Source organism: Deefgea chitinilytica (assembly GCF_016881405.1).
GTDB lineage: Bacteria > Pseudomonadota > Gammaproteobacteria > Burkholderiales > Chitinibacteraceae > Deefgea > Deefgea chitinilytica.
Genome location: NZ_WOFE01000003.1, coordinates 164,284 through 188,188, shown reverse-complemented (window position 1 = coordinate 188,188; position 23,905 = coordinate 164,284). Strand labels below are relative to the sequence as shown.

Genomic DNA, 23,905 nt, shown 5'->3' with positions numbered 1-23,905 from the left:
ACGTATCGCCAAGTGGTGTAAATCAATAAGGGAACACAAAATGAGTGATATTCCAAGCAAACCGACGCTGAAAGGTCGGCTCTGTGCTGTAGTACAAAAAATCAAAGCCATTCGCCTCGGTTATATTGGGGCGATTGTTGCGTTTCTAGTCGGGATCATATTTTGGGGCGGTTTTAATACCGCACTTGAAATGACCAATACCGAAGAGTTCTGCCTCTCTTGCCATGAAATGAAGAGCAATGTGTATCCGGAATACCAAGAAACCGTCCATTACACGAATCGTTCTGGTGTACGTGCGACCTGTCCAGACTGCCACGTGCCACATGAGTGGGGGCCAAAGATGATTCGGAAAATCCAAGCTTCTAAAGAGGTCTGGGGCAAACTTACTGGCTATATCGATACTCGTGAGAAATTCCTCGACAAGCGGATTGAACTCGCGGAAAACGAATGGAAGCGAATGAAGGCCAATGACTCCAAAGCGTGTCGCAATTGCCATAATTACGAATACTTTGATTACATGGAGCAAAATAGCCGCTCAGCCAATGCGCACCAAAAAGGCTTATCAGAAGGCATGACGTGTATTGATTGCCACAAAGGGATTGCTCATCATCTGCCCGCAGTGAATCAACACGTTGGTCCCGATGGTAAAGGCGTCAAGCCCGATGTCATGCATCCAACACGGCCAAAAACAAATGGCGCAAAAGCGACCTCCGCCAGTGAAGAAGACATGGCGGGCATCGAGTAACATATCTCGATCCAATGAGAAAACGGGCCAAACGGCCCGTTTTTATTGCACGATCATCGTCGTGCGATATAAATGATGCGATGCTCAGCATGGTTATTAAATATGAAAATTTAACAACGCCGCTTCGTTAGCGGCAGTGCTCGCAGGCATTTCGGATAACAAGCGATTCCGCCCCGTCCGCTTGGCTTCATACAATAAAACATCGGCTTTTTGTAAAACTTCGTGCAATGACTCATTCAATGTGCGCTGCACCACGCCGCCACTGACTGTTAAGGCAATGCTAAATTGCTGATGACTTAATTTCATCTGGCGGCATGCTTCAAGTATCTTATCGCCCACCACAATCGCATCCGCCAATACCGTATCAGGCAAACACACCACAAATTCTTCCCCACCCCAACGCGCCAAAAGGTCTGACTCACGGAGCAAGGCGCGAATATTCAATGCCAATTTTTGCAATACCACATCGCCTGCGGCATGACCATATTGATCATTAATCGCCTTAAAATGATCAATATCTAAAAACATAAACGAAGCAGGCCGATGATAACGATCAGAGGCATAGATAATCTTGGAGGCCTCACATTCAAATGCGCGGCGATTTAGCGTGGCGGTGAGAAAGTCCTGCGTCGCAAGTCGCGCCAATTCATCATTGGCACGCTCTAATTCAATCGTTCGTCGGGACACCATTTGCTCTAATGATTCATTCGTTTTGATCAATTGAGCTTCTTGGTCTTGCAATATATTGAGCGAACACACCAAGGCCGAAACATCGCTCAACACAGTGAGAATCTTGGCGCTGCCGTCTGAATAGAAAAAAGTTTTAAAGGCGGAGTGAACAAATAAAGTCCGACCACTTTTATGTCGTACCTGCCATTCCGTGGGAGCCGACCGATCTTGAGTTAGCGCCAGATTCAAAATCATGGCTTCTAGTGCTTGATCCTGCTCAGTTAAAATCAAACGAAAAGTATTGCCAATTAGCTCGGCGCGGGAATAACCAAATAGGCAACAATAAGAATCATTTACTTGTAAATAGCGGCCTTGCTGGTCCGCAATCGCAATACCGGCAGGAGAAATGTCAAATAATGCTTGCAACAGATCAGATGAGATCATTGTGCTTAGCCTAGCAAATAAAAAGCCTTCAGTAATACACTCAAGGTCAGTGAAGCATTAGTTTTCCACGTTACAATATGAACGTCAAACTTTAAATTAATTCTGAGTTCGTCTTGCAATATCAAATAAATAACGCAAATCTTTGCGTCTATTTTTACAACAATTGTCAAAATTCTAGATAACAGAAATCACTTTTATTGTTCGTAACAATCTATTATTTATAAGCAAGAACTTCAACGCCAATTAAAATGCCATTGGCATACACCTTTCGATTGCTAAATCAATACCAACTCCATTTAACTAATTTACCGGTTTTTTCTTTCGATTTTATTGCTCAATCCGCTTGCCAGTTTGAATCTGAGCCGCAATACTGCCACAGCCTTATTCATATGGATATTTGCTGTGTTTGCCGCTGCCTTTGCTGCCCTGATTGAAACCGACCCTGATTTAAAAATTGCCCAGCTTGCTGGCATCGACATCAGCCATCTCGATGCACAAGACGCCACACCGATTCTCAGAATCGAAACCCCAGGTCGCCCTAGCAAACCCGAGCTAGTCGCTCCAAAAGACTTGCCACGCCGTAGAAATTTAGGCGAAGCAGAAAACCGTGCCGCACTATTACACGCATTTGCTCATATTGAATTTAATGCGATCAACTTAGCGCTTGATGCGCTGTATCGCTTTCGAACCATGCCCAGCCAATACTACGCAGATTGGCTAAAGATTGCGCGCGAAGAAGCTTATCACTTCAATTTGCTGCGTGAGCACTTAAACACCTTGGGCTTTGATTACGGAGATTTTCCGGCTCACAACAGCTTGTGGGAAATGGCCGTTAAAACCGACAGTGACGTCATGGCGCGCATGGCGCTAGTGCCGCGTATTTTGGAAGCGCGCGGCCTCGATGCCGTTCCGCCTATTCAACAAAAACTATCCAATATTGGCGATCTGCGCGCCTGCGAAATTCTCGACATCATCTTGCAAGATGAAATCGGCCATGTGCGTATTGGCAATCACTGGTATCACTGGTGCTGCCAAGAGCGCGCACTCGACCCCATCCAGACTTTTGTGACGCTACTGCGGGACTACGACGCACCCGTCTTTCGTGGCACGCTGAATCAGCTTGCGCGGCAGCAGGCTGGATTTACTCAGGAAGAAATGGAATTAATCGAATCACTAAAGCAATAGCTTAGCGAGTCAGGCATCACCACACTGGAATATTGCGGCGGCCAAAGCCACGCACTAGCCGTGACCACTCAAACATCTTCGCTTGCCCGATACCCGCATTGCGGTGATAATCGCCACCGCGAAGCGGGACAGACCATCGCTGCTGCCAGTGTAATGCTGGCGGGGGAGGAAAGTCCGGGCTCCATAGAGCAGAATGCTGGCTAACGGCCAGGCGGCGTGAGCCGACGGAAAGTGCAACAGAGAGCTGAACCGCCAGTGAGCCAAGTTGAACAATCAGATGAGATGATTGGGATTGGATCACTGGTAAGGGTGAAAAGGTGTCCTTCTCAAAAGGAGCCCCGCAAGGGGTCGGTAAGAGCGCACCGCAGCACTGGCGACAGTGTCTGGCAGGGTAAACCCCATTCGGAGCAAGACCAAGCAGTAGGCGTTGAAGCGGCTCGCTGAGTCTACGGGTAGGTTGCTTGAGCGCATCAGTAATGGTGCGCCTAGAGGAATGATGGTCACGGATGGTAACATCTGGACAGGACCCGGCTTATCGGCCCGCTTCGCCCCTCATTCACATCCCTGCAAGGGGAATCCCAGATTGCTGGCATTGCGCCTGCACCATCGATAAATAAATCAGTGTGGTACTCAGACTAAACTTAACTGCCGCAGCACTCGCAGCTTGGCTCAAGGTGTGACCTGCACTTTGGTGTTGATGAACAAATGCCAAAATAGCTTGATTCATGACCGCATCCTAACGATGAAAGATGCCTTTGATTCTGCTATTGAATTTGTTAGCTAGGTTGGTATTTTTACTACTTAGCAGCGTCATTTTTACCCAAATAGAACATATGGGTATCTTAATGCTGACGTCGTTCGCAAAAGGCTAGCGAGCGATACACCTCTTTTGAATTCACTTTGAATTGTTGCTCAACCGCTAAAATCGCCTCTGGCAAGCTTTGCCCTGCATCAAGTTGGGCGGCCATAAAGCGCAGTATTTCATCCGACATCATCGTTCTCTATTCCATTGCAATAAGTACACTATTTTGCCGCTTCATCAGCAAAAAAAATGGGTACTTTTACGACTTGGTATTTATTAACAAGCAGGCATTATCCACAAACGGGATTGCAATTTGATGTCGAAAAACGGATTAGGAAAAAACGAGCTAAAAATACTTATTCGCCAATAACGATGTGATTACCGTTTTCATCCATGATGGCGCGCAGCGCAACACCGTAGGCTTGAAAACCCAAGCGGGCGTCATGGTCGCGATAATCGAGGCTGTCGTGTTGATGACCGTGAAAGCTCTTTTTGATTTTTAACGCTTGCCCCAAGCGATCCAGCGCAGAAAAGCCCCAAGGATGGCAGCTCGGCGCTTCGTGGGTCACCAAAATGTCGGCCTTTTCATGGCTTAAAGCTTGATAATCCACATAAAAAATACTGCTGCGTTGTTTTCGCGGCAAACCGCCCCGCCATTGATTGGCTTTGCCACAATGCTGCAAATAATGCTCAGGGCTTGCGTAAACCGGATGCGCTGGCGGCATCCAGATATGACCACGAAAAATACCGCCAAGACCTGCAATCCGCACGCCAGCGATTTCCACGACACGACCGTGTAGATTGCGATCGCTCATGCCCGAATCCCACAGATTGCAATAATCTCGCGTGCCATCGGTATCGTGATTGCCGTGGATATACCAAACTTCGGTTAGATCGACGATTTCAGCGAGCACGGTCTCAAGCGGTTGTGGGGCTTGCAAATCGCCGAGCAGCACAATGGCATCCGGCCGATGTTGTTTCACCGCCGTAATAATATGCCCAAATTGGCCGTGGACGTCCCCACAGAAAAAAATCATCGCCTGAATCGCCTGTTTACAATGCCTAGTTGTAATCTACTGTTGGTAATCTAATGAGTCTATGCGCGCTGCCCGTAGATTAAAGCATTCTAGGGGTTTTGCGCTAGGGCAACATCATTAGAACCCCAACCACTGAGCAAGCGCGTTTGACGCTAACAGCGAGGCAGCGTACGCTAACGACCCCCTTACAGGCTCAACCTGCACCAAATATGACTTATTCTGCCTGCGGCATCGACTTTGGCACCTCCAATTCAACGGCAGGTATTGTACGCCCAGCTGGGGCGATTTTATTGGCTCTCGAAGAGCAAAAGCTCACGCTTCCCTCGGCGGTTTTCTTTAACTTAGAAGAAGAACGCTGGGCTTACGGTCGCGCTGCCTTGGCTGAATATTTGGAAGGCTACGAAGGCCGCTTGATGCGTTCGATGAAAAGCCTACTCGGCAGCAGCCTAATGGATGCAGGCACCGAAATCGGGGGGCGTCATTTATCATTCAAAAATCTGATTGGTCAGCTCATTGGCGAAGTCAAAACTCGCGCCGAACAATCGGCGGGGCAACAATTTGATGCAGTCGTGCTTGGCCGTCCCGTGCGTTTTGTTGATGATAACGATGCCGCCGACGCTGAAGCGGAAGCAACCTTGGCCGACATCGCGCACGGTTTAGGCTTTAAAGAAGTCAGTTTTCAATTTGAGCCCATCGCAGCAGCCCACGATTACGAACAGCGCATCGAACGAGAAGAATTAGTCTTAGTGGTCGACATCGGCGGCGGTACATCAGATTTTTCTTTGGTTCGCCTCTCACCAGAAAGACGGGGTATTGCCGACCGAACATCTGATTTATTAGCCAGCGGCGGTGTACACATAGGGGGTACTGACTTTGATAAACGTCTCTCGCTCGCCTGCGTGATGCCAGAGCTAGGTTTAGGCTCGCGATTAAGTAATAACGCTGAATTACCCAATAGTGCATTTTTCCATCTGGCCACGTGGCACACGATCAACTTTGCCTACACCCGCAAAATGTGGCGCAGCTTTCAAGATATCTCGCCGGAAGTGGTCGACAATGTGCGATTTGAGCGTTTACTCAATGTGATTCGCAGCCAAGCGGGTCACCACCTCGCGATGCGCGTCGAAGAGGCCAAAATCGCCCTCTCAGAGCAAGATCACTTCGCACTGGATTTAGTCGAAGCCGAAAAAGGACTCGTGGCGCAGATCGAGCGCCGGCAATTTGAACAAGCGATTGAACAAGAAACAGCACGCATTTGTGCTTCAGCACAAACCACGCTCACGCAGGCTGGCATTGCCGCCAGCCAAGTCGATACGCTGTTTTTCACTGGTGGCTCATCGGCGGTACCAGCACTGCGCGCCGCGCTAGCCGCGCAATTTCCGGCCGCCCGCGCCGTCGAAGGCGATCATTTTGGCAGCGTCGGCTGCGGCTTGTCCGTCGTCGCGCAGCAGCGTTATGGCTGAAAGGCAGAGAGTTGGGAGTCGAGAATGGGGAATTAGATTCTAATCCCCAATTCCTAATCCCCAGCCCTCATCCCTTCTAGCAGATAACATTGGTGTTTTTGAAAAATCAAGGTACACTGCGCCCTTGATCGCGTCCTACCAATCGGCGCGCTGCTTGCCCAAGTTCCTCACCTAGTTCGAACCGCGCAAGCCATCTATCCAACACACCCCCACCTGCCCTAGATTGGTGTCGCCCCTTGCGACAGGCCGCAGCAGGAACACTAAATGTCTGAACTTACTTTTGCTAACCTAGGGCTAGCCGAACCACTTTTGCGTGCGATTAGCGACACCGGCTACACTGCACCCACCCCAATCCAAGCCCAAGCGATTCCCTTGGTGATTCAAGGTGGCGATTTACTCGCTGCCGCCCAAACCGGCACCGGTAAAACCGCTGGCTTCACCCTACCGATTTTGCAACTTTTGCTCGGCAAAGAGCCGCTCACCAGCAAAGGCCGCCCTCGTGTATTGATCCTGACACCGACGCGTGAACTCGCCGCGCAAGTCGAAGAATCAGTGCAAACTTATTCCAAATACGTGCAAATTAGCTCAATGGTGGTGTTTGGCGGCGTCAATATTCGCCCGCAACAAGCACGCTTACGTACGCCATTGGATATTTTGGTGGCAACACCGGGCCGATTGCTCGATTTGGTTGGCCAACGCTCAGTCGATTTATCGGGTATCGAAATCCTCGTACTCGACGAAGCCGACCGCATGCTCGATATGGGCTTCATCCACGACATCAAAAAACTGATGGCGATTTTCCCGAAAGAGCGACAAACGCTGCTGTTCTCAGCGACGTTCTCCGATGAAATCAAGGAGCTCGCCGACAAACTGCTACAAAACCCGGGCTTGGTTGAAGTGGCGCGCCGCAATACGACCAATGAACTCATCAGCCAGCGCGTGCATTTAGTCGACCGCGATAAAAAATTGCCGCTATTGACCAAATTGATTCAAGACGGCAATTGGCACCAAGTTTTAGTATTTATGCGCACCAAACATGCGTGTAATAAAGTCGCGGAGAAACTCAACGCCGCCGGAATTACCGCGATGGCGATTCACGGCAACAAGAGCCAAAACGCGCGGACTGCCGCCTTGGCGCAATTTAAATCAGGTGAATTGCAAGTCTTGGTCGCCACTGACATCGCCGCGCGTGGTTTGGATATCGAAGAACTCCCGCACGTGGTGAACTTTGAATTGCCGAACGTGGCCGAAGATTATGTACACCGAATTGGCCGTACTGGCCGCGCCGGCTGCACCGGGGAAGCGGTATCGCTGGTTTGCGTCGATGAACTGAAATTACTCGCTGAAATCGAGCGCATTACCAAACAAGAGATTCCAAAATTCTGCCTCGAAGGTTTCGAAGCCGATTTGCGCGTCAAACCAGAACCGATTATCCGCGGTGGTTTAGGCCGTGATCGCCCACCGCGTGATCCCAATCGCAACTCACGCGCGCCACGCGGTCAAGCCGTTGCCGGTGGTGCACGCCTTAGTGGCGCGCGTAGCAAAGCTCTCGCGGAAACCGCAGCAGCGCAAGCAGCCGCTAAAAGCGAAGCCCGTGCCGAACGCCGCGCTCGTACTGAACGTACCGAAGGCGAAAGTGACGCAAGTCGTCCAGAAGGAGCCAAAGAGCAACGTCGCCCGCGCAACGCAGACAACCGCCGCCCACGCAATCCAGAGCAAGATCGTGAGCAGCGCCGTCCTCGTCAAGATGGCGCACCTCGTAACGGTAACCCTCGCAACGGGAATCCACGCAACGCAGCACGTAACGATTCAGCCGTCGCCGCACCTCGTCGCGAACGGATCAATTACGATGAACAGCAACCGATGAGCAACGCCAATACACTGCCCGCAGAATTGATGCGCAGCGGGCGTAGTCACCAATCGCGGACTTACCAAGGCAACAAACAATACGATAGCTATAACCACGGTGGTCATCGCCAGAATGACGGTTATGGCACCTCACGTGGCGAACGCTCATCGCAACGTGGTAATCGCAACAACCGTAGCCAAACCGCAGCCCTCTTAGGCGGTGGTGGTCACAAACGCCGTGATGAATAATCGATAGCTACATTACACATGTTTGTCTCTAAAACCCATGTCAAAACACATGGGTTTTTTATTATCAAGTCACAATGCGTATCATCCGGCCAAACGTACCAAATTTACGGCAAACCCCTCATTTCAAACTATAAACAAGGTCTGCCACAACCTTTCAGAGTCCGCTCATGAGTCCCGAACAAGCCACTAAGACGATGAATGATTTGCTGAAAATGATGATTCAGCACAAAGCATCCGACCTCTTCATCGCCGACGACTTTCCTCCGGCGATGAAAATCAACGGCAAAATGACGCCCGTCGGCTCGCAAAAACTCAATGGCATCGCCAGCAAAGCCTTGGCCTACTGCATTATGCGCCCTGACCAGCGCACTGAATTTGAAGCAGAATTTGAAGCCAATTTTGCGATCAATCCCGAAGGCATTGGTCGTTTCCGCGTCAATGTATTTATGCAGCAAGAAAAAGTCGGCATGGTACTGCGCACGATCACCAGCAAAATTCCCAATTTTGATGAAATGGGCTTACCCAAAATCCTCAAAGAAGTAGTGATGAGCAAACGTGGCCTAGTCTTGCTGGTCGGCGGAACGGGCTCGGGTAAATCAACAACGATGGCCGCGATGCTCGACTACCGCAACGAGCACAGCCACGGTCACATCATCACCATCGAAGACCCAATTGAATATGTGCACAAAAACAAAAATTGCCTCGTCACGCACCGCGAAGTCGGCCGCGATACCAAGGGCTGGTTTGCCGCGCTGAAAAACACGCTACGCCAAGCGCCCGATGTGATTCTGATTGGCGAAATTCGCGACCGTGAAACGATGGAATACGCAATGAATTTTGCTGAAACCGGCCATCTCTGCATGGGCACGCTACACGCCAATAGCTCGAATCAAGCCTTAGAGCGCATTGTCAACTTCTTCCCCGAAGAGCGTCACCCACAGCTGTATATGGATTTGTCGATGAATATGCGCGGCATCATCTCGCAACGCTTGGTACCAACCCCTGATGGAAAAGGGCGCAGCGCCGCGATTGAAATCCTGCTCAATTCCCCGCTGATTACCGATTTGATTTTCAAAGGCGACATCGGCGGCATCAAAGCCGTAATGACCAAATCAAAAGAACTCGGCATGCAAACCTTTGATATGGCGCTGTTTGATTTGTACGAAGCCGGCAAAATCGGCATGGAAGAAGCACTGAAAAATGCCGATTCACTCAATGAGTTGCGCCTCAAAATCAAACTCAATAGCCAACACCACCGCAAAGAAGAGCACAGCAGCGGACTGGATCACCTCTCGCTGGAAGCGCATGCAGAACCGGAAGTGGAAGAAGAGTCAGCGGAGAAGCAATAAATCCGATGTATTGCCAGCTAAGCATTACAAATAAAAGCCTGCAATCAAATACACCAATCCCGTAGGGAAGATTAGCCGACGACGTAACTCGCCAATCCGATTCTGGCATCACAAACTGCAATCAGTAGATACGATTAGCGCAGCGTTGAAGACGATAAATCGTTTGACCCATTTAATTTGGAAATCCACCATGCCAGATGCACCTTGCAATCCACGCCGTTTTTTCCTCAAGCTTGCCGCTCACACGGGGCTTTTTACCTTGAGTATGCCTAGGGCTGTACAGGCTGCTTTAGATCAGTCTAAAAAATTTGAATGGCTCCCAAGCGAATGTGCCGACAAACGTTTCCCGATGATGCTGGTTTCTGGTTTACTACTGGCTCGAAACGATGAAATTGCGGCGGTCATCCCAACGGGCAAGATCATCAACAATGGCTGGGGTGAATTTGGCTCAATACGCATCGAGGGTGCCCTACAAAAGCCGATACCGGAGCACCTTAAATTGACCTGGTTCTCTTTTACCGAAAACCAGTTCTACGGAGGCAGTATCCCACTCCCCCACGCTTTACTTAGGCAACTATTCGAAGAGGGGTTTGCAACACCACTCACCCGTGAACGCAGCACATGGCATAGAATCATCGTCGGCATGGGCTTAGGTGGCTGGGTGAGTGTTTGGCTAGCGGGTGATGGTCTGGTGCGGGAAGTGGCAACTGCTCGCCTAGAGCAAGTTTCACAAGATTGGAGCACAGTGCTTAACAATCCGGCGATTCCCCGTGCCGAATTTATCCGCTCTACCTTAACTAAGCGACTCAGTCAGGAAGAGTTTACGACATTGGAGAAAAACGGTCCGCCCGTCTCTACATGGCCACGCCGTGCTCGGCGTCAGCGTTGGCGACTACTTGTAGACGGCAAAGCCGACCCTTTGCACATATTTGTACGTAGCTTCAACGGAGAGCGACACTTCCATGAGTTCTCCCAGTCTGCGCCCCTTGTGTTAGAGCCGATTCCAAGATTTGTGCAAATCACCTATCTCAGCCCAAGCGGCAGTAAATTGATGGCGGAAATCAGTATCGATGAGACCGAAATATTCGATGCCTTTGACAAAGCCAAGCACACAGCCACAGAACCGGTGACTCTTAGATTCACGATGGAAGCACGCTCACAAATTACGATAGCGCTCGAAAGCACAAGCAGCCGGATGACGCTCCAACGTTCACGAATCCAGATCGGCAGTTTGAGTTAATCGCAATTAAGGCACTTAATCGCCAAAGGCATAACACGGCACGCGGTGCACCTCAGCTACGTATTGCCGCTTCGCGTCAAATACGGCCTACCAAAGCAAAGGTATACGCGCAAAGTCATTTATTAATAATGCATACCTAGACATACCCATAAAAATTGGTATATTCAGATAACGTGTTGATATTAGTTTCTCGATCGTCGAGTTGGGGTTTATAAAATCCCTTATATCAAGCCGACGAAGTCGGTGCAGATATATGGGTCGCCTTCTCTTGCTTACTTCTCGTAGCGAAAAGAGAAGTAAGTCCCCGTCGCGGATTGCGACTGCAAAACACCGTGCCGCAGGCACTTAAGACCATCAGCCCCCAATCTGAACATCGCAAAAAAGCCTGCAAAAGCAGGCCGTTTTTATTAACTCATCAAACTCGCAACAAAGCGATTTTCAAAGGATGCGGGCCATCTGATGTTGGGAAATCGCTGTCTGGGTTAATCCATTCCATACTTTGAATCGGGCGGCCGGCTTTGGCGGCGGAGCGCTCCATTTGTGCTAACCACGCTTCGCGCGAAACTTGCGCGACGTTGTTGCAGCAAATCATTGTGCCACCTTCCTTAGTCGACAGTAGCGCAGGTTTAAACACCGAAGCGTAGTCATTCAGTACATCGACCACACCAAACGGGCTTTTCGACACGCGCGGTGGATCGAGGATCAGCAGCTCAAATTGCTGTGGTTCCATTTTGGGAAACGATGGCATGCGTTTACCGCGCACCATCGCAGGTTGCCCCTTGCCCGATAATTGATTCAGCGCGGCAAACGCGTCCGATTGCACAAAGCGCACGCGAATCGGCAAATCATTCAGCTTGGCGTTGTTTTTACCGATCTGAATATTGGCTTCTGAAAAATCAATATTCACCACATGACGCGCGCCCGCTTTGGCGGCGGCAATTCCTGCGCTGCTGGTGTAGGCAAACGGATTAAGCACTGATTTACCCGCCGCTTCTTGCATGATGCGACGGCGCACTGCACGGGTATCGAGTAATAACCACGGATTAGGCATATTGTGGCGGCCTTGGATTCGATAATCGACGCCAAATTCCTGTGCGATGCGCGGCTCGTAGGCGATAATTTCCTCAGCTTCCGTCAAGCGATTAATCACGCGGCCACTACTGTGGCTGCGATCGTTGTACACGAGCACGCAGTCTGGATAAGTACGGGCGTAAAACGCTTGAATTTCTTCGAGTTGCTCTGGGCTCAGCGTGCGATGGAAGGTTTGCACCAAGATCATGTCGTTGTAACGATCAATCGTTAAACCACGTACGCCTTCAATACCGCCATGAAACAGGCGGTAAGCGTTGGTTTGCTCGCTGGCGAGTTGCTCAATCAACGCGGCACGGTTGGCCAAAGCGGTATCGAGTTGGGAAAACAGGTCTTGCTGCATATCATCAATCATGATTGGTCGATCTCAAATAGTAATGAATTTTTATTCTTAGCTGCTCTTACGCGCCCGCTTGGGTTTGATAGCGACCTCCACTGGGTCGGCGCTTTCAGCTTTGGCCTTGCTGCGCTTGGATTTAGCAGCAACGACGTCACCCTCTGCCGTTTTTGATTTAGCCACTTTGCGCGCTGACTTTTCGGTCTCGGCGCTCAGCTCGGCCTTGGTTCTCTTTTTCGCGAGCGGTTTGTGCGCTGAATTAAGCCAATTCACAACGCCCAAGCCTGCCGCACGGCCGCTACTGAAACACGCGGTAAGTAAATAGCCACCAGTGGGAGCCTCCCAATCGAGCATTTCACCCGCGCAGAACACGCCCGGTACTTGCGACAACATCAAATTCGTATCAAGGCCGGTGAAGGTCACGCCACCTGCACTGCTAATTGCCTCATCAATTGGCCGTGGCGCGATTAAAGTAATCGGTAGCGATTTAATCGCCGCCGCTAGTTTGGCTGGTTGCGTGAAATCGTCTTTGCTCACAATTTCACGCAGCAAGCCCGCTTTGACACCTTCGATGCCAAGTTTACGGCGCAAATGATTCGCCATCGAATCCGCACCGCGCGGTTGTGACAGTTCTTCAGTAATTCGCGCCAATGACTTTTGCGGCACTAAATCCAGCCACAAGGTCGCCGTGCCATTTTCGGCAATGTCGTCGCGCAATTGGCTCGACAAGGCATACACCAAACTGCCTTCCACACCGCTTTGCGTCAATACAAATTCACCCGTTTTTTTCGCATCGTGTGGGCGCGCTGCAGCGGCGACGGTTTTCACGGGAGCACCCGCAAATTTATCCGCTAAATGCGCGCTCCAAGCCACATCAAAACCGCAATTAGAGGGTTTCAATGGCTCTACCTTAACGCCTTGCTCGGCGAGTAAAGGCACCCATGCACCATCAGAACCCAATTTAGCCCAGCTCGCACCACCCAAAGCCAGAATCACCGCGTCAAACGTGCGACTAATCTCACCCTCGGAACTGCTAAAGCGTAACGACTTGTTCGCACCCCAACCTAGCCAACGGTGGCGGACATGAAATTTCACCCCACTGGCTTTAAGCCGAGCTAACCACGCGCGCAGCAATGGCGCGGCCTTCATCTCGATCGGAAAGACGCGGCCCGACGAACCAATAAAAGTATCAATACCCAGTCCGTGCACCCAAGCGATAAGTTCATTCGCACCAAACTGCGCAATCATCGGCGCTAAATCAGCGCTGGCCTGACCATAACGCCCCAAAAATGCAGTCGAGTCTTCTGAATGCGTAATATTCATTCCGCCCACACCCGCCAGCAAAAACTTGCGCCCGACTGAAGGCATCGCATCAAAGACGTCCACCGCAAAGCCTGCTGTCGCAATGACTTCTGCGGCCATCAAACCAGCCGGGCCGCCGCCAATAATGGCGACAGTTTTATTTTGAGGGGGCTTTTTGCTAGGCATAGAAATTCCAAATTCAATGGCGGTAAAACACGAAGGCTCTCTTATACCGAAAATCGCCGCAAAAGACTGCACAATTTGCTAGTTTTACGGCCATTTCCTGAAACTAATTTGAAACCTTGCGCCAACGCAAGGGCTTGCCTATTGAATTGACTCGGGCAGTAATTGTTTTTGCAAGAAAGCCTGCGCATCTAAGGCAGGTAAAGGGCGAGAAAAATAATACCCTTGTAATTCATCACACCCTAATTGCTCCAGCGCAGCCAAATGCGCTGCGGTTTCTACGCCCTCAGCAATCACGGTCAAACCCAGACTATGCCCAAGGCGAATCACCGCCTCAACAATCGCCGCATCGCCCTGATCACTATCCATATCGCGAACAAAACTTTGATCGATTTTGAGCTTATTAATCGGGAAGCGTTTTAAATAAGAAAGGCTGGAGTAGCCAGTACCAAAATCATCAATCGACAGCATCACGCCCAAGCCACGCAAGCGTTGCAGCAGCTCAATCGTATGATCGGCGTCTTGCATCACCACGCCCTCGGTGATTTCGAGCTCGATCAGTTGAGGATCAACTGCTGTTTCGATCAACACTTGCTGCACCAAAGCAAAAAACTTCGGGTGCTGAAATTGGCGTGCCGAAATATTAATCGCCACGACCAAGGGCATACCCTGTGCTTGCCAAGCTTTCGCTTGCTGGCAAGCGGTACGTAAAATCCATTCGCCAATCGGGATAATCAGGCCCGATTCTTCGGCCAGAGGGATAAACTCAAACGGAGGCACCAGCTTGCCTTGATGTTGCCAACGAACTAAGCACTCCACGCCGATGACCTGTAGGCTGGGAATCAAGGTTTGTGGCTGAAAATACAGCAGCAATTCATCACGCTCGACGGCATAGCGCAGCTCTGCCTCCATCGCAAGCCGTTCAACCGCTTTTGCATTCATCTCTAAACTATAGCACTGCGATGCGTTGCCACCTTGCGCCTGCACGACCTCTAGTGCCGCATCCATATTCCGAATCAAATCGATGGCATTCGCTCCATCCTTGGGATACATTGCGCCGCCCATGCTCAAGGTGGCAAATAGCTCGTGCCCTGCAACATGAATCGCTTCATTCAGTGCATGCAATAAAGCCTGATAGGGCAGTAAATTTTGCGGGTACTGCGGCTGGTTCAGCGCAAACAAAGCAGCAAAATGTGTGCCTTCAAATCGATACAGCGTGCCGCCCAACTGCTGCACGACAGGTTGCAGCCGATTTTTTACCGCCACCACCAACTCATCACCCGCCTCATAGCCCAAACCGCCCAACACGCGTTGAAAACGGTCGATTGAAATCAAAATCGCCGCGTGCGGCTGCTGGTTCAGTTCCGCAAGGTCAGATTCAAATACACTGCGATTAAGTAAATCAGTCAATCGGTCATGGCGGGCGGCGTAAGCCAACCGATTTTCAGCGCGCTGCCTTGCATGAATATAGTAGGCCACTAAGATCGCAATAATCAGAATCGCCAAGCTATAAGTCAGCACCAAACGAATCATATTTTGCACTTCTTGCGCCGAAACTTGCCCCGCTCGCTCAATGTTTTGACTCGCTAAAACAAACGCCTCATCGAGCTGATTCAGGATGTCTTTGGTGTCGATTGCATTTTCAACCAGCAAAGCACGCGCCTCGTCCAAATCAGGCTGCTCGGACAACATAATTTGATCTAATTTCTCAGCAACCAACTGCGTATTTTGAAATGAAGCCACCAGCGCTAAATGCTGCGGCGCGGTTTTCCATTTCGATCTTGCTTTGTCGATCAGAGCCTGAATCCGCTGATGGTTGATTTGCAGTTTTTCTTTAAACTGCTGCTGACTCAAGCCGTACGCAAAATACTGATTTAGGATGACTTGGCGCTCGGTCACTAGCGTTTTTAAATCGCTGATGTCGTGCAACGATGGTACTAAGCGCATCACCAACGGCTGGGTAACTGCGTTGACCCGGTCACCACTTTGCAACATTAAAACGCTCAAAAACAAACCCAGCGCCATCGCAATTGCAAATAAAAAATAAACCCCGACTTGCGCAGTCAAACGCTGCAGCAATCGGGGTATCAAAGCTTGAGTTGATTGTTTCATCAGAAGGCGTCAATGCAAAATGGGTAACCATGTTATAGCTTAAAACATCGCCACCCAATGCATTTAGCGTGTACTTTTGATTTTAAACACCGAATCGATGCGATGGCGCATGCTGTAACAAGGCCGCATCCGCATTCAACGATAGGCTCAAGTGCCGCTCGTACTGCTTCAAAATATCCGCCAGCATTTCTTCTTCGGTGAAATACTGAATATCGTAACCTTTACGACCATCAACAAAATAAGTCGTTGGCTCAAATGTCACCGGCTGGCTTGATAATGGCAGCGCCTCATTCGCCAATGCAAAGTCTGGCACCGCTTGCTGCGTGCATTTCACTCCGTATACAAAATCACGCAAGCGATCTTGTTCCACCACCAGTTGCAGCGTATCTTCATCGATAAACTGCACGCGCGCCTTCACGCCGCGTTGCGTCAGCTCTTGCTCGATCAAGTACATTGCAGGCGTCACTGTTTCGGCAAAAAAGCGATGCACATCGTCGCGATTTGGCTGGCGTAAAATTTGCGCCAAGCGTTTCCGCCACAATTTACCATTCCAGAAATTGCTCGCATGCGAGAGCTTTTGCCTTGAATGCAATTCATCCACGCGCAAACCCTTGAGTAAGCCCCAACTGAGCAGCAACATCACAATTGCAAACGGCAATGCCGCCACAATCGTCATCGCCTGCAAAGCTTTTAAGCCTCCCGCAGTCAACAAACAACCCGCCACAACACCTAATACGACGGCCCAAAATAAACGCTGCCAAACTGGTGAATTCGGATTACCACGACTGGCGATATTATCAATTACCATCGCGCCCGAATCTGCTGAGGTCACAAAGAAAATCGCAATCAGCGTCATTGCCAGTGCAGAGCTCAAGCCTGCGAGCGGTAGATAATCCAAAAATGCAAACAGCAGTGCATCAACGTTCGATGCGCTAGCGCTCAACGCGCCCATCGCCGTGTGGGTATCAATCCAAATCGCTGAATTACCAAACACCGTCATCCACAAGAAGTTAAAGGTCGCGGGAATCAATAACACGCCAATAATAAACTCACGTAAGGTACGACCACGTGAAATACGCGCAATAAACATCCCAACAAAAGGCGCCCAAGAAATCCACCACGCCCAATACAGAATCGTCCAACCTTGATACCAGCCTTCTGAATTGGCTGCCTCATAAGTAAAGTTACGGAAGGTCAAATCGACGATATTCGACAAATAATTACCGATGTTTTCACTGAATGCGCCCAGCAAATACAGCGTCGGCCCCGCAATCAACACAAACCCCATCAAAGCGATAGCCAGGCCCAAATTCAATTCACTTAAAATCCGTACCCCTTTACCCACCCCCGAAGCGGCCGACAAGCCAGCCAAAAACACCACCGCCGCAATCAAAGCCAACTGCATAGGCAAACCGCCAAAATTCCAGCCAGTTACATGCGTTAAACCCGCCGACAATTGCATCACACCGTAACCCAAGGTCGTTGCAATACCGAAAATCGTACCGCACAGCGCAAACACATCGACCGCATGCCCCCACGGGCCGTTAATTTTGTCTTTTAAAATCGGGTAAAGGCCAGAGCGAACCGTCAGCGGCAAGTTATAGCGAAAGCCAAAATAAGCGAGTACCAGCCCAACCACGCCATAAATCGCCCAAGCATGAATGCCCCAGTGAAAAAAGGTCACCAACATCGCTTCGCGTGCGGCGGCAGGCGTGCCAACTTGTGCCGTAGGCGGGGCAATCAAGTGCTGTATCGGCTCGCCAACCCCGAAATACATTAATCCTACGCCCATACCCGCTGCGAATAGCATCGCAATCCAAGATGAGAACTTAAATTCAGGCTCGGCATCATCGGGACCAAGACGAATTTTGCCGTATCGGCTCATCGCAATCCCGACCAACAGCGTCACAAAAGCGGCCACCGCAAGCGTATAAAACCAAGAGAAATACTGCGTAACCCAAACTTTACTCGTAATAAAAATCTGCTCCGTATCACCCGGAGAAAAAATCGAAAACATCAACAGCGCCAGCACAAAAATCAAACTCGGTATCACCACTGGCCAACACAATGTACTTCGATTTACGAAAGTAGACGTCGTCATCCGCCGCTCCTTTTATATCAGAGTCAACACCTTAACATCCTGAAATCGCATGACCAACGCACTATGTACATTATTAAAAGTAAATAGTTCGCATTGTTTGTGTTCAAAGCTGCACATAAACAGCAAACAAAAAAAACGCCGTCATGACTGCGGCGTAGATCACTAGCTAAGCATTAACTCAATAATGCGGCGGAATTTCATCGAGCAAGCTGCGCGCGCCCTGCTCTGGCACCGCGCTACGCTCCTGTAGATAACGAATATCTTGGCGTAATTGATCAATTTGTTGCTGCTGCCGCGCGATAATTTGATTCAGATCGTCGAGCAAGTCGTCTTGCAAAGCAAGACGGATTTCTAATTCGGTAATGCGCGACTCCATGATCACTCCAGAAAACGAAAACAATCGCAGATGATACTCAGTTTAAGAAACTGCTACGGATTTTTTCCAACTCACCACTTTTCTCCAACACGCTAAATGCCTCAGAAAAGCGCTGAAACAGCTTGGGATCCACTTTGGGATTAAACGCAAAATAGCAGCCCAAGCCCTTTTCCAAGCGAAGCGTGGGCTCAAGATCATCAACAGGCAGCTTCAATTTTCTAGCGCTCGCATAATGCGACACGATCATCCCGACCGAATAATCAAATCGCCCAGCAAACAATTTTCGCGTATTGCGATCTTCATCCAGGCTCAAATCGAGCTTGTCCTCTTTAAACCCCTTGCTCAGCAACAAACCATTGCCCGCCGAGCCACGCGGCGCCCCCACTCGATATTGCTTGGCTTGCTCCACAGTGCTGGCCACCACATCTTTACGGCTTTTCAATTTAATCAGCCAAATCTCGCATTCATCAAATGGCCCAACCCACAAAAATTTGCTCTCGCGCTCAGGCGTACGCACTGTGGTGTAAAGCAAACTATTGTCCAACGCTTGATTTGCCTCGACCGCACGCAACCACGGATACACTTTACGCTCGATTTTCAAACCTGTTTTGCTACTAATACGATCAATAATTTCATTCGCCAAACCTTTATGCTGGCCGTTTTCGGTGTAATTAAATGGCGCAAATTCCTCGGTAAACCCAACTAAATCGGTAGCTTGCGCCACATCAAGCCACGCAGCACACATTAGCACCAAAAATTGATATCGCATCGCTGCGCTCCTGAATTGCTTAGCTTTCAGCTTAGACCTTACAAGGATTCAATTTCCATCTCTAAAATGCTAAACGGTAGAGATTTTTATTCTCTTGCGCATCACCCCAACAAAGCGAATGTGACCTCGCGTAGTATCAAACATGACGATAACTAAGCACTTACATTACAATCAAAACTCACTCTTACCGCCCTGCCACCATGAACCCGCACATCGTATTAATCGAAGACGAACCCGCCATCGCCGACACGCTGCGCTTTGCGCTGGAGCGTGATGGCTTTAACGTCACTTGGTGCGCGCTGGCTCGGGAAGGCGAGGCCGCCGCGCAGCACGCCGATTTAGTGATTTTGGACATTGGCCTGCCCGACGACAGCGGGCTGGAAGTCCTGAAACGCGTGCGCAAAAATAGCGAAATACCCGTGCTACTACTCACCGCCCGCGCCGAGGAATTTGATCGGATTTTGGGTTTAGAACTCGGTGCCGATGATTACGTCGTCAAACCGTTTAGCCCCCGTGAAGTGGCTGCACGCGTCAAAGCGATTTTAAAGCGCAGCCAGAAATTAACCACGTATAGCCAGCCAAGCATTGATGACCAATTATTTCAGCACGATACCCAAGCCAAACGAGTACAGTTTGCCGGGAAAAGTTTGGCTCTCACGCCATCGGAATATCGCCTGCTGATTACACTACTCGCGCATCCCGGCCATGTATTTAGCCGCAGCCAATTGCTCGACGCGCTGGGCGAAGCGGCTGAGGACAGCTTCGAGCGCACCATCGACAGCCACATCAAAAGCCTACGCGCCAAACTGCGCGCCATCCGCCCCGACCTCGATCCGATTGCGACGCATCGTGGGTTTGGGTATGCGTTGGAGAAAAGCTAATCCGTTTTACATAGACAATCTTTATTTTAATCAAAGTTCTTCAAGAATATTCATAGGCATTATTTTCTAGGCTAATAAAAATGAGCAAACTAGCAGAAATAAAATTAATCTGTTGTCACTTCACTAAAAACCTAGCTTACTTTCGTGCTAGTGACAAACAAAAATTCCTTAGATATGACTTCTTAAGATTAGCGAATGGAAATTTTGCCGAGATTGCAATATTAGAATTTTGCAAATTATCTGGTGGAAAAAATGAAAAATATAGATGGCAAAAAATAGTAACAAACCAAGAAGATTTCAAGAAAAAAATCGAAGAAGAAACAAATCTTAACCTTATTCAATTCGAAGCGTATATAAAGACAATAAAAGACTATCGTGACAAGTACTTATCACACTTTGATGAAGACACGAATATTAAACTACCAAATCTTGAAACTGCTGAGAAATTCGTTTGTTTGTATTACAACTACACTATAAGAGAGCATGGAGTTGGTTTATACCCTAAAGATATAAGTAAATTTTACAAAGAATCGTTTGAAGAAGCGGTGCATTTACTAAATAATCATTTTTCTCAAAGCCGGTAGATATTATTTAGCTTCATCAAACTTATTTACGAAGTTTAATACTAATCACTCACCGCCTCACAATTTTCTTTTTAAAGCCTTTCCCATGCGCTTTTCACTTCGGATTTTCTTTGGTTATTTCCTGCTGGTGAGCTTGCTAGCGGCCTATGTGCTAAGTTTGGTAAAAGAAGAAATCAAGCCTGCGGTGCGCCAATCCAGTGAAGAGGTGTTGGTCGATACGGCGAATTTGCTGGCCGAATTGATTCAGCCCGATTTTGTCGCGGGGCGACTCGATGATGGGCGCTTTGCGCGGGCGATGCAGCAATTTGCGGCGCGTAATCCGCAAGCCAAAGTGTGGGGTGTAGATCGGAATAAGACGTTTTTACGCGTGTATGTGACCGATGCGAAGGGTATTGTCAAACTCGACTCAAGCGGGCAATCGATTGGTCAAGATTACAGCCAATGGCGCGATGTGCTACTCACGCTGCGCGGCGAGTACGGTGCGCGCAGCACGCTGGCCGATGCCAAAGATCCCCTCTCGACCATCATGCACGTGGCCGCGCCGATCAAGGACGGCGAAAAAATCATCGGTGTGCTCACCGTGGCGCGCCCCAATTGGGCAATGCAGCCGTTTATCGAGCGCTCAGAAGGTAAATTGTGGCGTGCAGGACTGGTATTGCTGATCGTCGGCCTTGGAATCGGCGCGCTATTTTCATGGTGGCTCAGCCACGGGATTACCCGATTAACGCGCTTTGCGCAGGATGTGAGTGCGGGACAAGCCGCGCCAGTGCCCCGCTTTGTGGCCAACCGCGAACTGACCAGCCTAGCCACTGCGCTGGGCGCGATGCGCGATCAGCTCGACGGCAAAACGTATATCGAAAATTACGTGCACGAACTAACGCACGAATTGAAATCACCACTGGCTGGCATTCGCGCATCGGCCGAGATTTTGCACGACGATCTAGCTGCTGCCGATAAAACGCGGTTTTTGCAGCATATCGATACCGAAGTCGCCAGAATGCAGCATATTGTCGATTATTTGCTGCAATTGGCCTCGCTTGAGGCGCGCAATGAATTGCAGGATACGCAAATTATTAATTTGCACGAATTGATCACACTGCAAATCGACGCGCTGCGTAGCCAAGCCGATGAGCGCACGGTTGAACTTGATGTGCTTGAAACAGGGTTCGTGCTCGGCGAAGCATTTCTTCTCGGCCAAGCACTGCGCAATGTGCTGCAAAACGCGATTGATTTCACACAGCGCGATGGCAAAATTTGCATACAACTCAAACACACTAGCAACGGTATTGGCTGGCAAGTCAATATTTATAATGATGGCAAGCCAATACCTGACTATGCACTGAATCGACTATTTGACCGCTTTTACTCATTGCCACGCCCGAACGGGCAAAAAAGCACTGGCCTTGGTTTGGTACTGACGCGAACCATCATCCAATTGCATGGCGGGCAGATTCAGATTGCGAATGCTGAGCAAGGCGGTGTCATTGTGCGTATCGAATTACCTACGGCCTAACGTCTCCACACAATCTCCACATTTCCCGCATTTTCCCTCCACATCAGCGCGGCACACTGCAGCGGTCGATGTACAACTACAAGGGGAATGCGATGAAAATGCAATGGAGAATCGTCACGCTGGTGGCCTTATTACTCGGGATGTTGTTTGCACTCAATTTGGTGCGCGGTTTGGTGTTTGAGCGGCAACAGCGAGCGCAGGAAGTACGCGCCGAGATTGCGCAATTTAGCGCGGGCGAGCAAACGGTGAAGGGGCCATTTTTGGTATTGCCGCTCACCGAAACCGTCGCCACTTTAATCGAAAAACAAACGCCAGAAGGCAAAATCAGCGAATGGCAGCAAACACAAAACCAGCGCAATATTATCCTCAGCCCCGAGCAATTCGCGGCCAATGGTCGATTGGCGGTAGAGAGCCTCAAACGCGGCATTTTTGAAGCGCCCATTTATCGCAGTGATTTAATCTTGAGCGGTAAATTTGCGTTGCCCGCACGCAGTGATTTCGAGCGCACCACCAGCTCTAGCCGCGAAAAAATCAGCACGCAATGGGGGCAACCGTATCTCACCTTAAGCTTGTCGGATGTGCGCGGGATTCAAAATTTACATGGCACGCTGGCGGGAACATCGATGACGTTTGCACCCGGCACGGCAGGCGCAATGGGTAGCGGCGTACATGCGCCGATCACGTTGAGCGAAGCGGCGCACAGCGTCGACTTCAAACTCAATCTCAAACTGGGCGGCACCACGCAGCTATTAATTGAGCCGATTGGCAAGGAAAGCCATGTGGCGTTATCGGGCAATTGGCCGCACCCGAGCTTTAGCGGCAATTTTGCGCCGGTAGAACGCTCAGTGACTGCGCAAGGCTTTACAGCACGCTGGCAAACCAGCCAATTGGCGACTGGCGGGAGCAATACCAACGCGAAATGCGGTGAGTCTGCCTGCCCGAGCGCTTCATTGGGCCTGCGCTTGATCGATCCGGTTGATCGCTATGTGCTCAATGAGCGGACATTAAAATATGCCGAACTGTTTGTGCTCGTGCTATTTGGCGCGGTGTTTTTGATGTCGGTAATGAGAAAAATCGCGATTCATCCGGTGCAATATGCGCTAGTTGGTGCAGCATTAGCGCTGTTTTTCTTGCTGACTTTGTCTTTGTCTGAGCATTTAGGATTTAACAAAGCATACTGGATTGCGGCAAGTGCTTCGACACTGCTGCTCGGCTATTACGTCAGCTTTGTGCTGGCAGCGTGGCAGCGCGGCGTTGGTTTTGCCGTCGTGCTTGCTGCATTGTATGGCCTGCTGTTTGGGATTTTGCAATCGGAAGACATGGCTTTATTGATGGGTAGTTTGACCTTGTTTGGCTTACTCAGCGGCGTGATGGTGTTAACGCGTAAACTCGACTGGCAAGGATTGAGCGCACCGACAACACCAACATTCAAAGCCGAATGATGTGTGTTGAAATGTAGCAGCGCATCCACAACCATGGGTATATTAATAGCGTTATTGTTAATCAAGGCATAAATTGATATACCCAATAGATAGCTAATTCATGCTCACCACAAAAAGCCCAGTTTATTCTGGGCTTTTAGACATTTTAAATTCAAGATACTCAACTAAACTGGGATACGCGACTA

At 49.8% G+C, this 23,905-nt stretch carries 20 protein-coding genes and 1 other RNA gene; 11 read left to right on the top strand and 10 right to left on the bottom strand.

Going from position 1 to position 23,905, the window contains the following annotated elements:
* Positions 1 to 40: 40 nt before the first annotated feature.
* Positions 41 to 745 (top strand): NapC/NirT family cytochrome c, encoded by a 705-nt coding sequence (locus tag GM173_RS08835; RefSeq protein WP_203571012.1) that lies wholly within the window; start codon positions 41 to 43, stop codon positions 743 to 745.
* A 96-nt stretch (positions 746 to 841) separates the two neighbouring features.
* Here GM173_RS08835 and GM173_RS08830 read toward each other — a convergent pair whose 3' ends face one another.
* Entirely contained in the window at positions 842 to 1,858 is a 1,017-nt protein-coding gene (locus tag GM173_RS08830; RefSeq protein WP_203571011.1) for a sensor domain-containing diguanylate cyclase, read from the bottom strand.
* A 402-nt stretch (positions 1,859 to 2,260) separates the two neighbouring features.
* Between GM173_RS08830 and GM173_RS08825 the strand changes: the two genes are divergently transcribed.
* Positions 2,261 to 3,043, top strand: a complete 783-nt coding sequence (locus GM173_RS08825) for a ferritin-like domain-containing protein (RefSeq protein ID WP_308439590.1) — start codon at positions 2,261 to 2,263, stop codon at positions 3,041 to 3,043.
* A 120-nt stretch (positions 3,044 to 3,163) separates the two neighbouring features.
* Positions 3,164 to 3,594: RNase P RNA component class A (rnpB, locus tag GM173_RS08820), an RNA gene on the top strand.
* Positions 3,595 to 3,599: 5 nt separating this feature from the next.
* Here the strand turns inward: rnpB and GM173_RS08815 are convergent.
* The 3 genes from GM173_RS08815 to GM173_RS08805 all read right to left on the bottom strand — a co-directional run bounded on the left by GM173_RS08815 (position 3,600) and on the right by GM173_RS08805 (position 4,882).
* Complete coding sequence (locus GM173_RS08815) at positions 3,600 to 3,770, bottom strand: hypothetical protein (RefSeq protein WP_203571010.1); 171 nt, start codon at positions 3,768 to 3,770, stop codon at positions 3,600 to 3,602.
* Positions 3,771 to 3,885: 115 nt separating this feature from the next.
* Positions 3,886 to 4,035 carry a hypothetical protein gene (locus tag GM173_RS08810; protein WP_203571009.1) on the bottom strand — a complete coding sequence of 50 codons (150 nt, stop codon included), beginning with the start codon at positions 4,033 to 4,035 and terminating at the stop codon, positions 3,886 to 3,888.
* A gap of 166 nt (positions 4,036 to 4,201) precedes the next feature.
* The gene (locus tag GM173_RS08805; RefSeq protein WP_203571008.1) at positions 4,202 to 4,882 is read right to left on the bottom strand and encodes a metallophosphoesterase family protein; all 681 of its coding nucleotides are present in this window, start codon (positions 4,880 to 4,882) and stop codon (positions 4,202 to 4,204) included.
* A gap of 209 nt (positions 4,883 to 5,091) precedes the next feature.
* Between GM173_RS08805 and GM173_RS08800 the strand changes: the two genes are divergently transcribed.
* From GM173_RS08800 to GM173_RS08785, 4 genes are all read left to right on the top strand, one after another.
* Positions 5,092 to 6,345, top strand: coding sequence for an Hsp70 family protein (locus tag GM173_RS08800; protein WP_203571007.1), 1,254 nt, complete (start codon positions 5,092 to 5,094; stop codon positions 6,343 to 6,345).
* A 264-nt stretch (positions 6,346 to 6,609) separates the two neighbouring features.
* Positions 6,610 to 8,442 (top strand): DEAD/DEAH box helicase, encoded by a 1,833-nt coding sequence (locus GM173_RS08795; RefSeq protein WP_203571006.1) that lies wholly within the window; start codon positions 6,610 to 6,612, stop codon positions 8,440 to 8,442.
* 167 nt (positions 8,443 to 8,609) lie between these two features.
* Positions 8,610 to 9,791: a PilT/PilU family type 4a pilus ATPase gene (locus GM173_RS08790; RefSeq protein WP_203571005.1), complete on the top strand. Its 1,182-nt coding sequence runs from the start codon at positions 8,610 to 8,612 to the stop codon at positions 9,789 to 9,791.
* A 190-nt stretch (positions 9,792 to 9,981) separates the two neighbouring features.
* The gene (locus tag GM173_RS08785; RefSeq protein WP_203571004.1) at positions 9,982 to 11,031 is read left to right on the top strand and encodes a DUF2931 family protein; all 1,050 of its coding nucleotides are present in this window, start codon (positions 9,982 to 9,984) and stop codon (positions 11,029 to 11,031) included.
* Between the two features lie 415 nt (positions 11,032 to 11,446).
* Here the strand turns inward: GM173_RS08785 and GM173_RS08780 are convergent, their stop codons facing one another.
* The 6 genes from GM173_RS08780 to GM173_RS08755 all read right to left on the bottom strand — a co-directional run bounded on the left by GM173_RS08780 (position 11,447) and on the right by GM173_RS08755 (position 19,300).
* Complete coding sequence (locus GM173_RS08780; RefSeq protein WP_239078446.1) at positions 11,447 to 12,475, bottom strand: class I SAM-dependent rRNA methyltransferase; 1,029 nt, start codon at positions 12,473 to 12,475, stop codon at positions 11,447 to 11,449.
* 36 nt (positions 12,476 to 12,511) lie between these two features.
* Positions 12,512 to 13,945, bottom strand: coding sequence for a TIGR03862 family flavoprotein (locus tag GM173_RS08775; RefSeq protein WP_203571003.1), 1,434 nt, complete (start codon positions 13,943 to 13,945; stop codon positions 12,512 to 12,514).
* A gap of 138 nt (positions 13,946 to 14,083) precedes the next feature.
* Positions 14,084 to 16,054: a putative bifunctional diguanylate cyclase/phosphodiesterase gene (locus GM173_RS08770; protein ID WP_203571002.1), complete on the bottom strand. Its 1,971-nt coding sequence runs from the start codon at positions 16,052 to 16,054 to the stop codon at positions 14,084 to 14,086.
* Positions 16,055 to 16,136: 82 nt separating this feature from the next.
* Positions 16,137 to 18,155, bottom strand: coding sequence for a BCCT family transporter (locus GM173_RS08765; RefSeq protein WP_203571001.1), 2,019 nt, complete (start codon positions 18,153 to 18,155; stop codon positions 16,137 to 16,139).
* A gap of 178 nt (positions 18,156 to 18,333) precedes the next feature.
* The gene (locus tag GM173_RS08760; RefSeq protein ID WP_203571000.1) at positions 18,334 to 18,531 is read right to left on the bottom strand and encodes a SlyX family protein; all 198 of its coding nucleotides are present in this window, start codon (positions 18,529 to 18,531) and stop codon (positions 18,334 to 18,336) included.
* A 37-nt stretch (positions 18,532 to 18,568) separates the two neighbouring features.
* Complete coding sequence (locus GM173_RS08755; RefSeq protein ID WP_203570999.1) at positions 18,569 to 19,300, bottom strand: substrate-binding periplasmic protein; 732 nt, start codon at positions 19,298 to 19,300, stop codon at positions 18,569 to 18,571.
* A 200-nt stretch (positions 19,301 to 19,500) separates the two neighbouring features.
* On the opposite strand from GM173_RS08755, the gene creB reads away from it, so the two are divergent.
* The 4 genes from creB to creD all read left to right on the top strand — a co-directional run bounded on the left by creB (position 19,501) and on the right by creD (position 23,720).
* A complete protein-coding gene (creB, locus tag GM173_RS08750; protein WP_203570998.1) occupies positions 19,501 to 20,181 on the top strand; it encodes a two-component system response regulator CreB in 681 nt (226 codons plus the stop codon).
* Between the two features lie 80 nt (positions 20,182 to 20,261).
* A complete protein-coding gene (locus tag GM173_RS08745; RefSeq protein ID WP_203570997.1) occupies positions 20,262 to 20,765 on the top strand; it encodes a hypothetical protein in 504 nt (167 codons plus the stop codon).
* 85 nt (positions 20,766 to 20,850) lie between these two features.
* Entirely contained in the window at positions 20,851 to 22,278 is a 1,428-nt protein-coding gene (creC, locus tag GM173_RS08740) for a two-component system sensor histidine kinase CreC (RefSeq protein WP_203570996.1), read from the top strand.
* Positions 22,279 to 22,370: 92 nt separating this feature from the next.
* Positions 22,371 to 23,720 (top strand): cell envelope integrity protein CreD, encoded by a 1,350-nt coding sequence (creD, locus tag GM173_RS08735; protein WP_203570995.1) that lies wholly within the window; start codon positions 22,371 to 22,373, stop codon positions 23,718 to 23,720.
* The last annotated feature ends 185 nt before the right edge of the window (positions 23,721 to 23,905 follow it).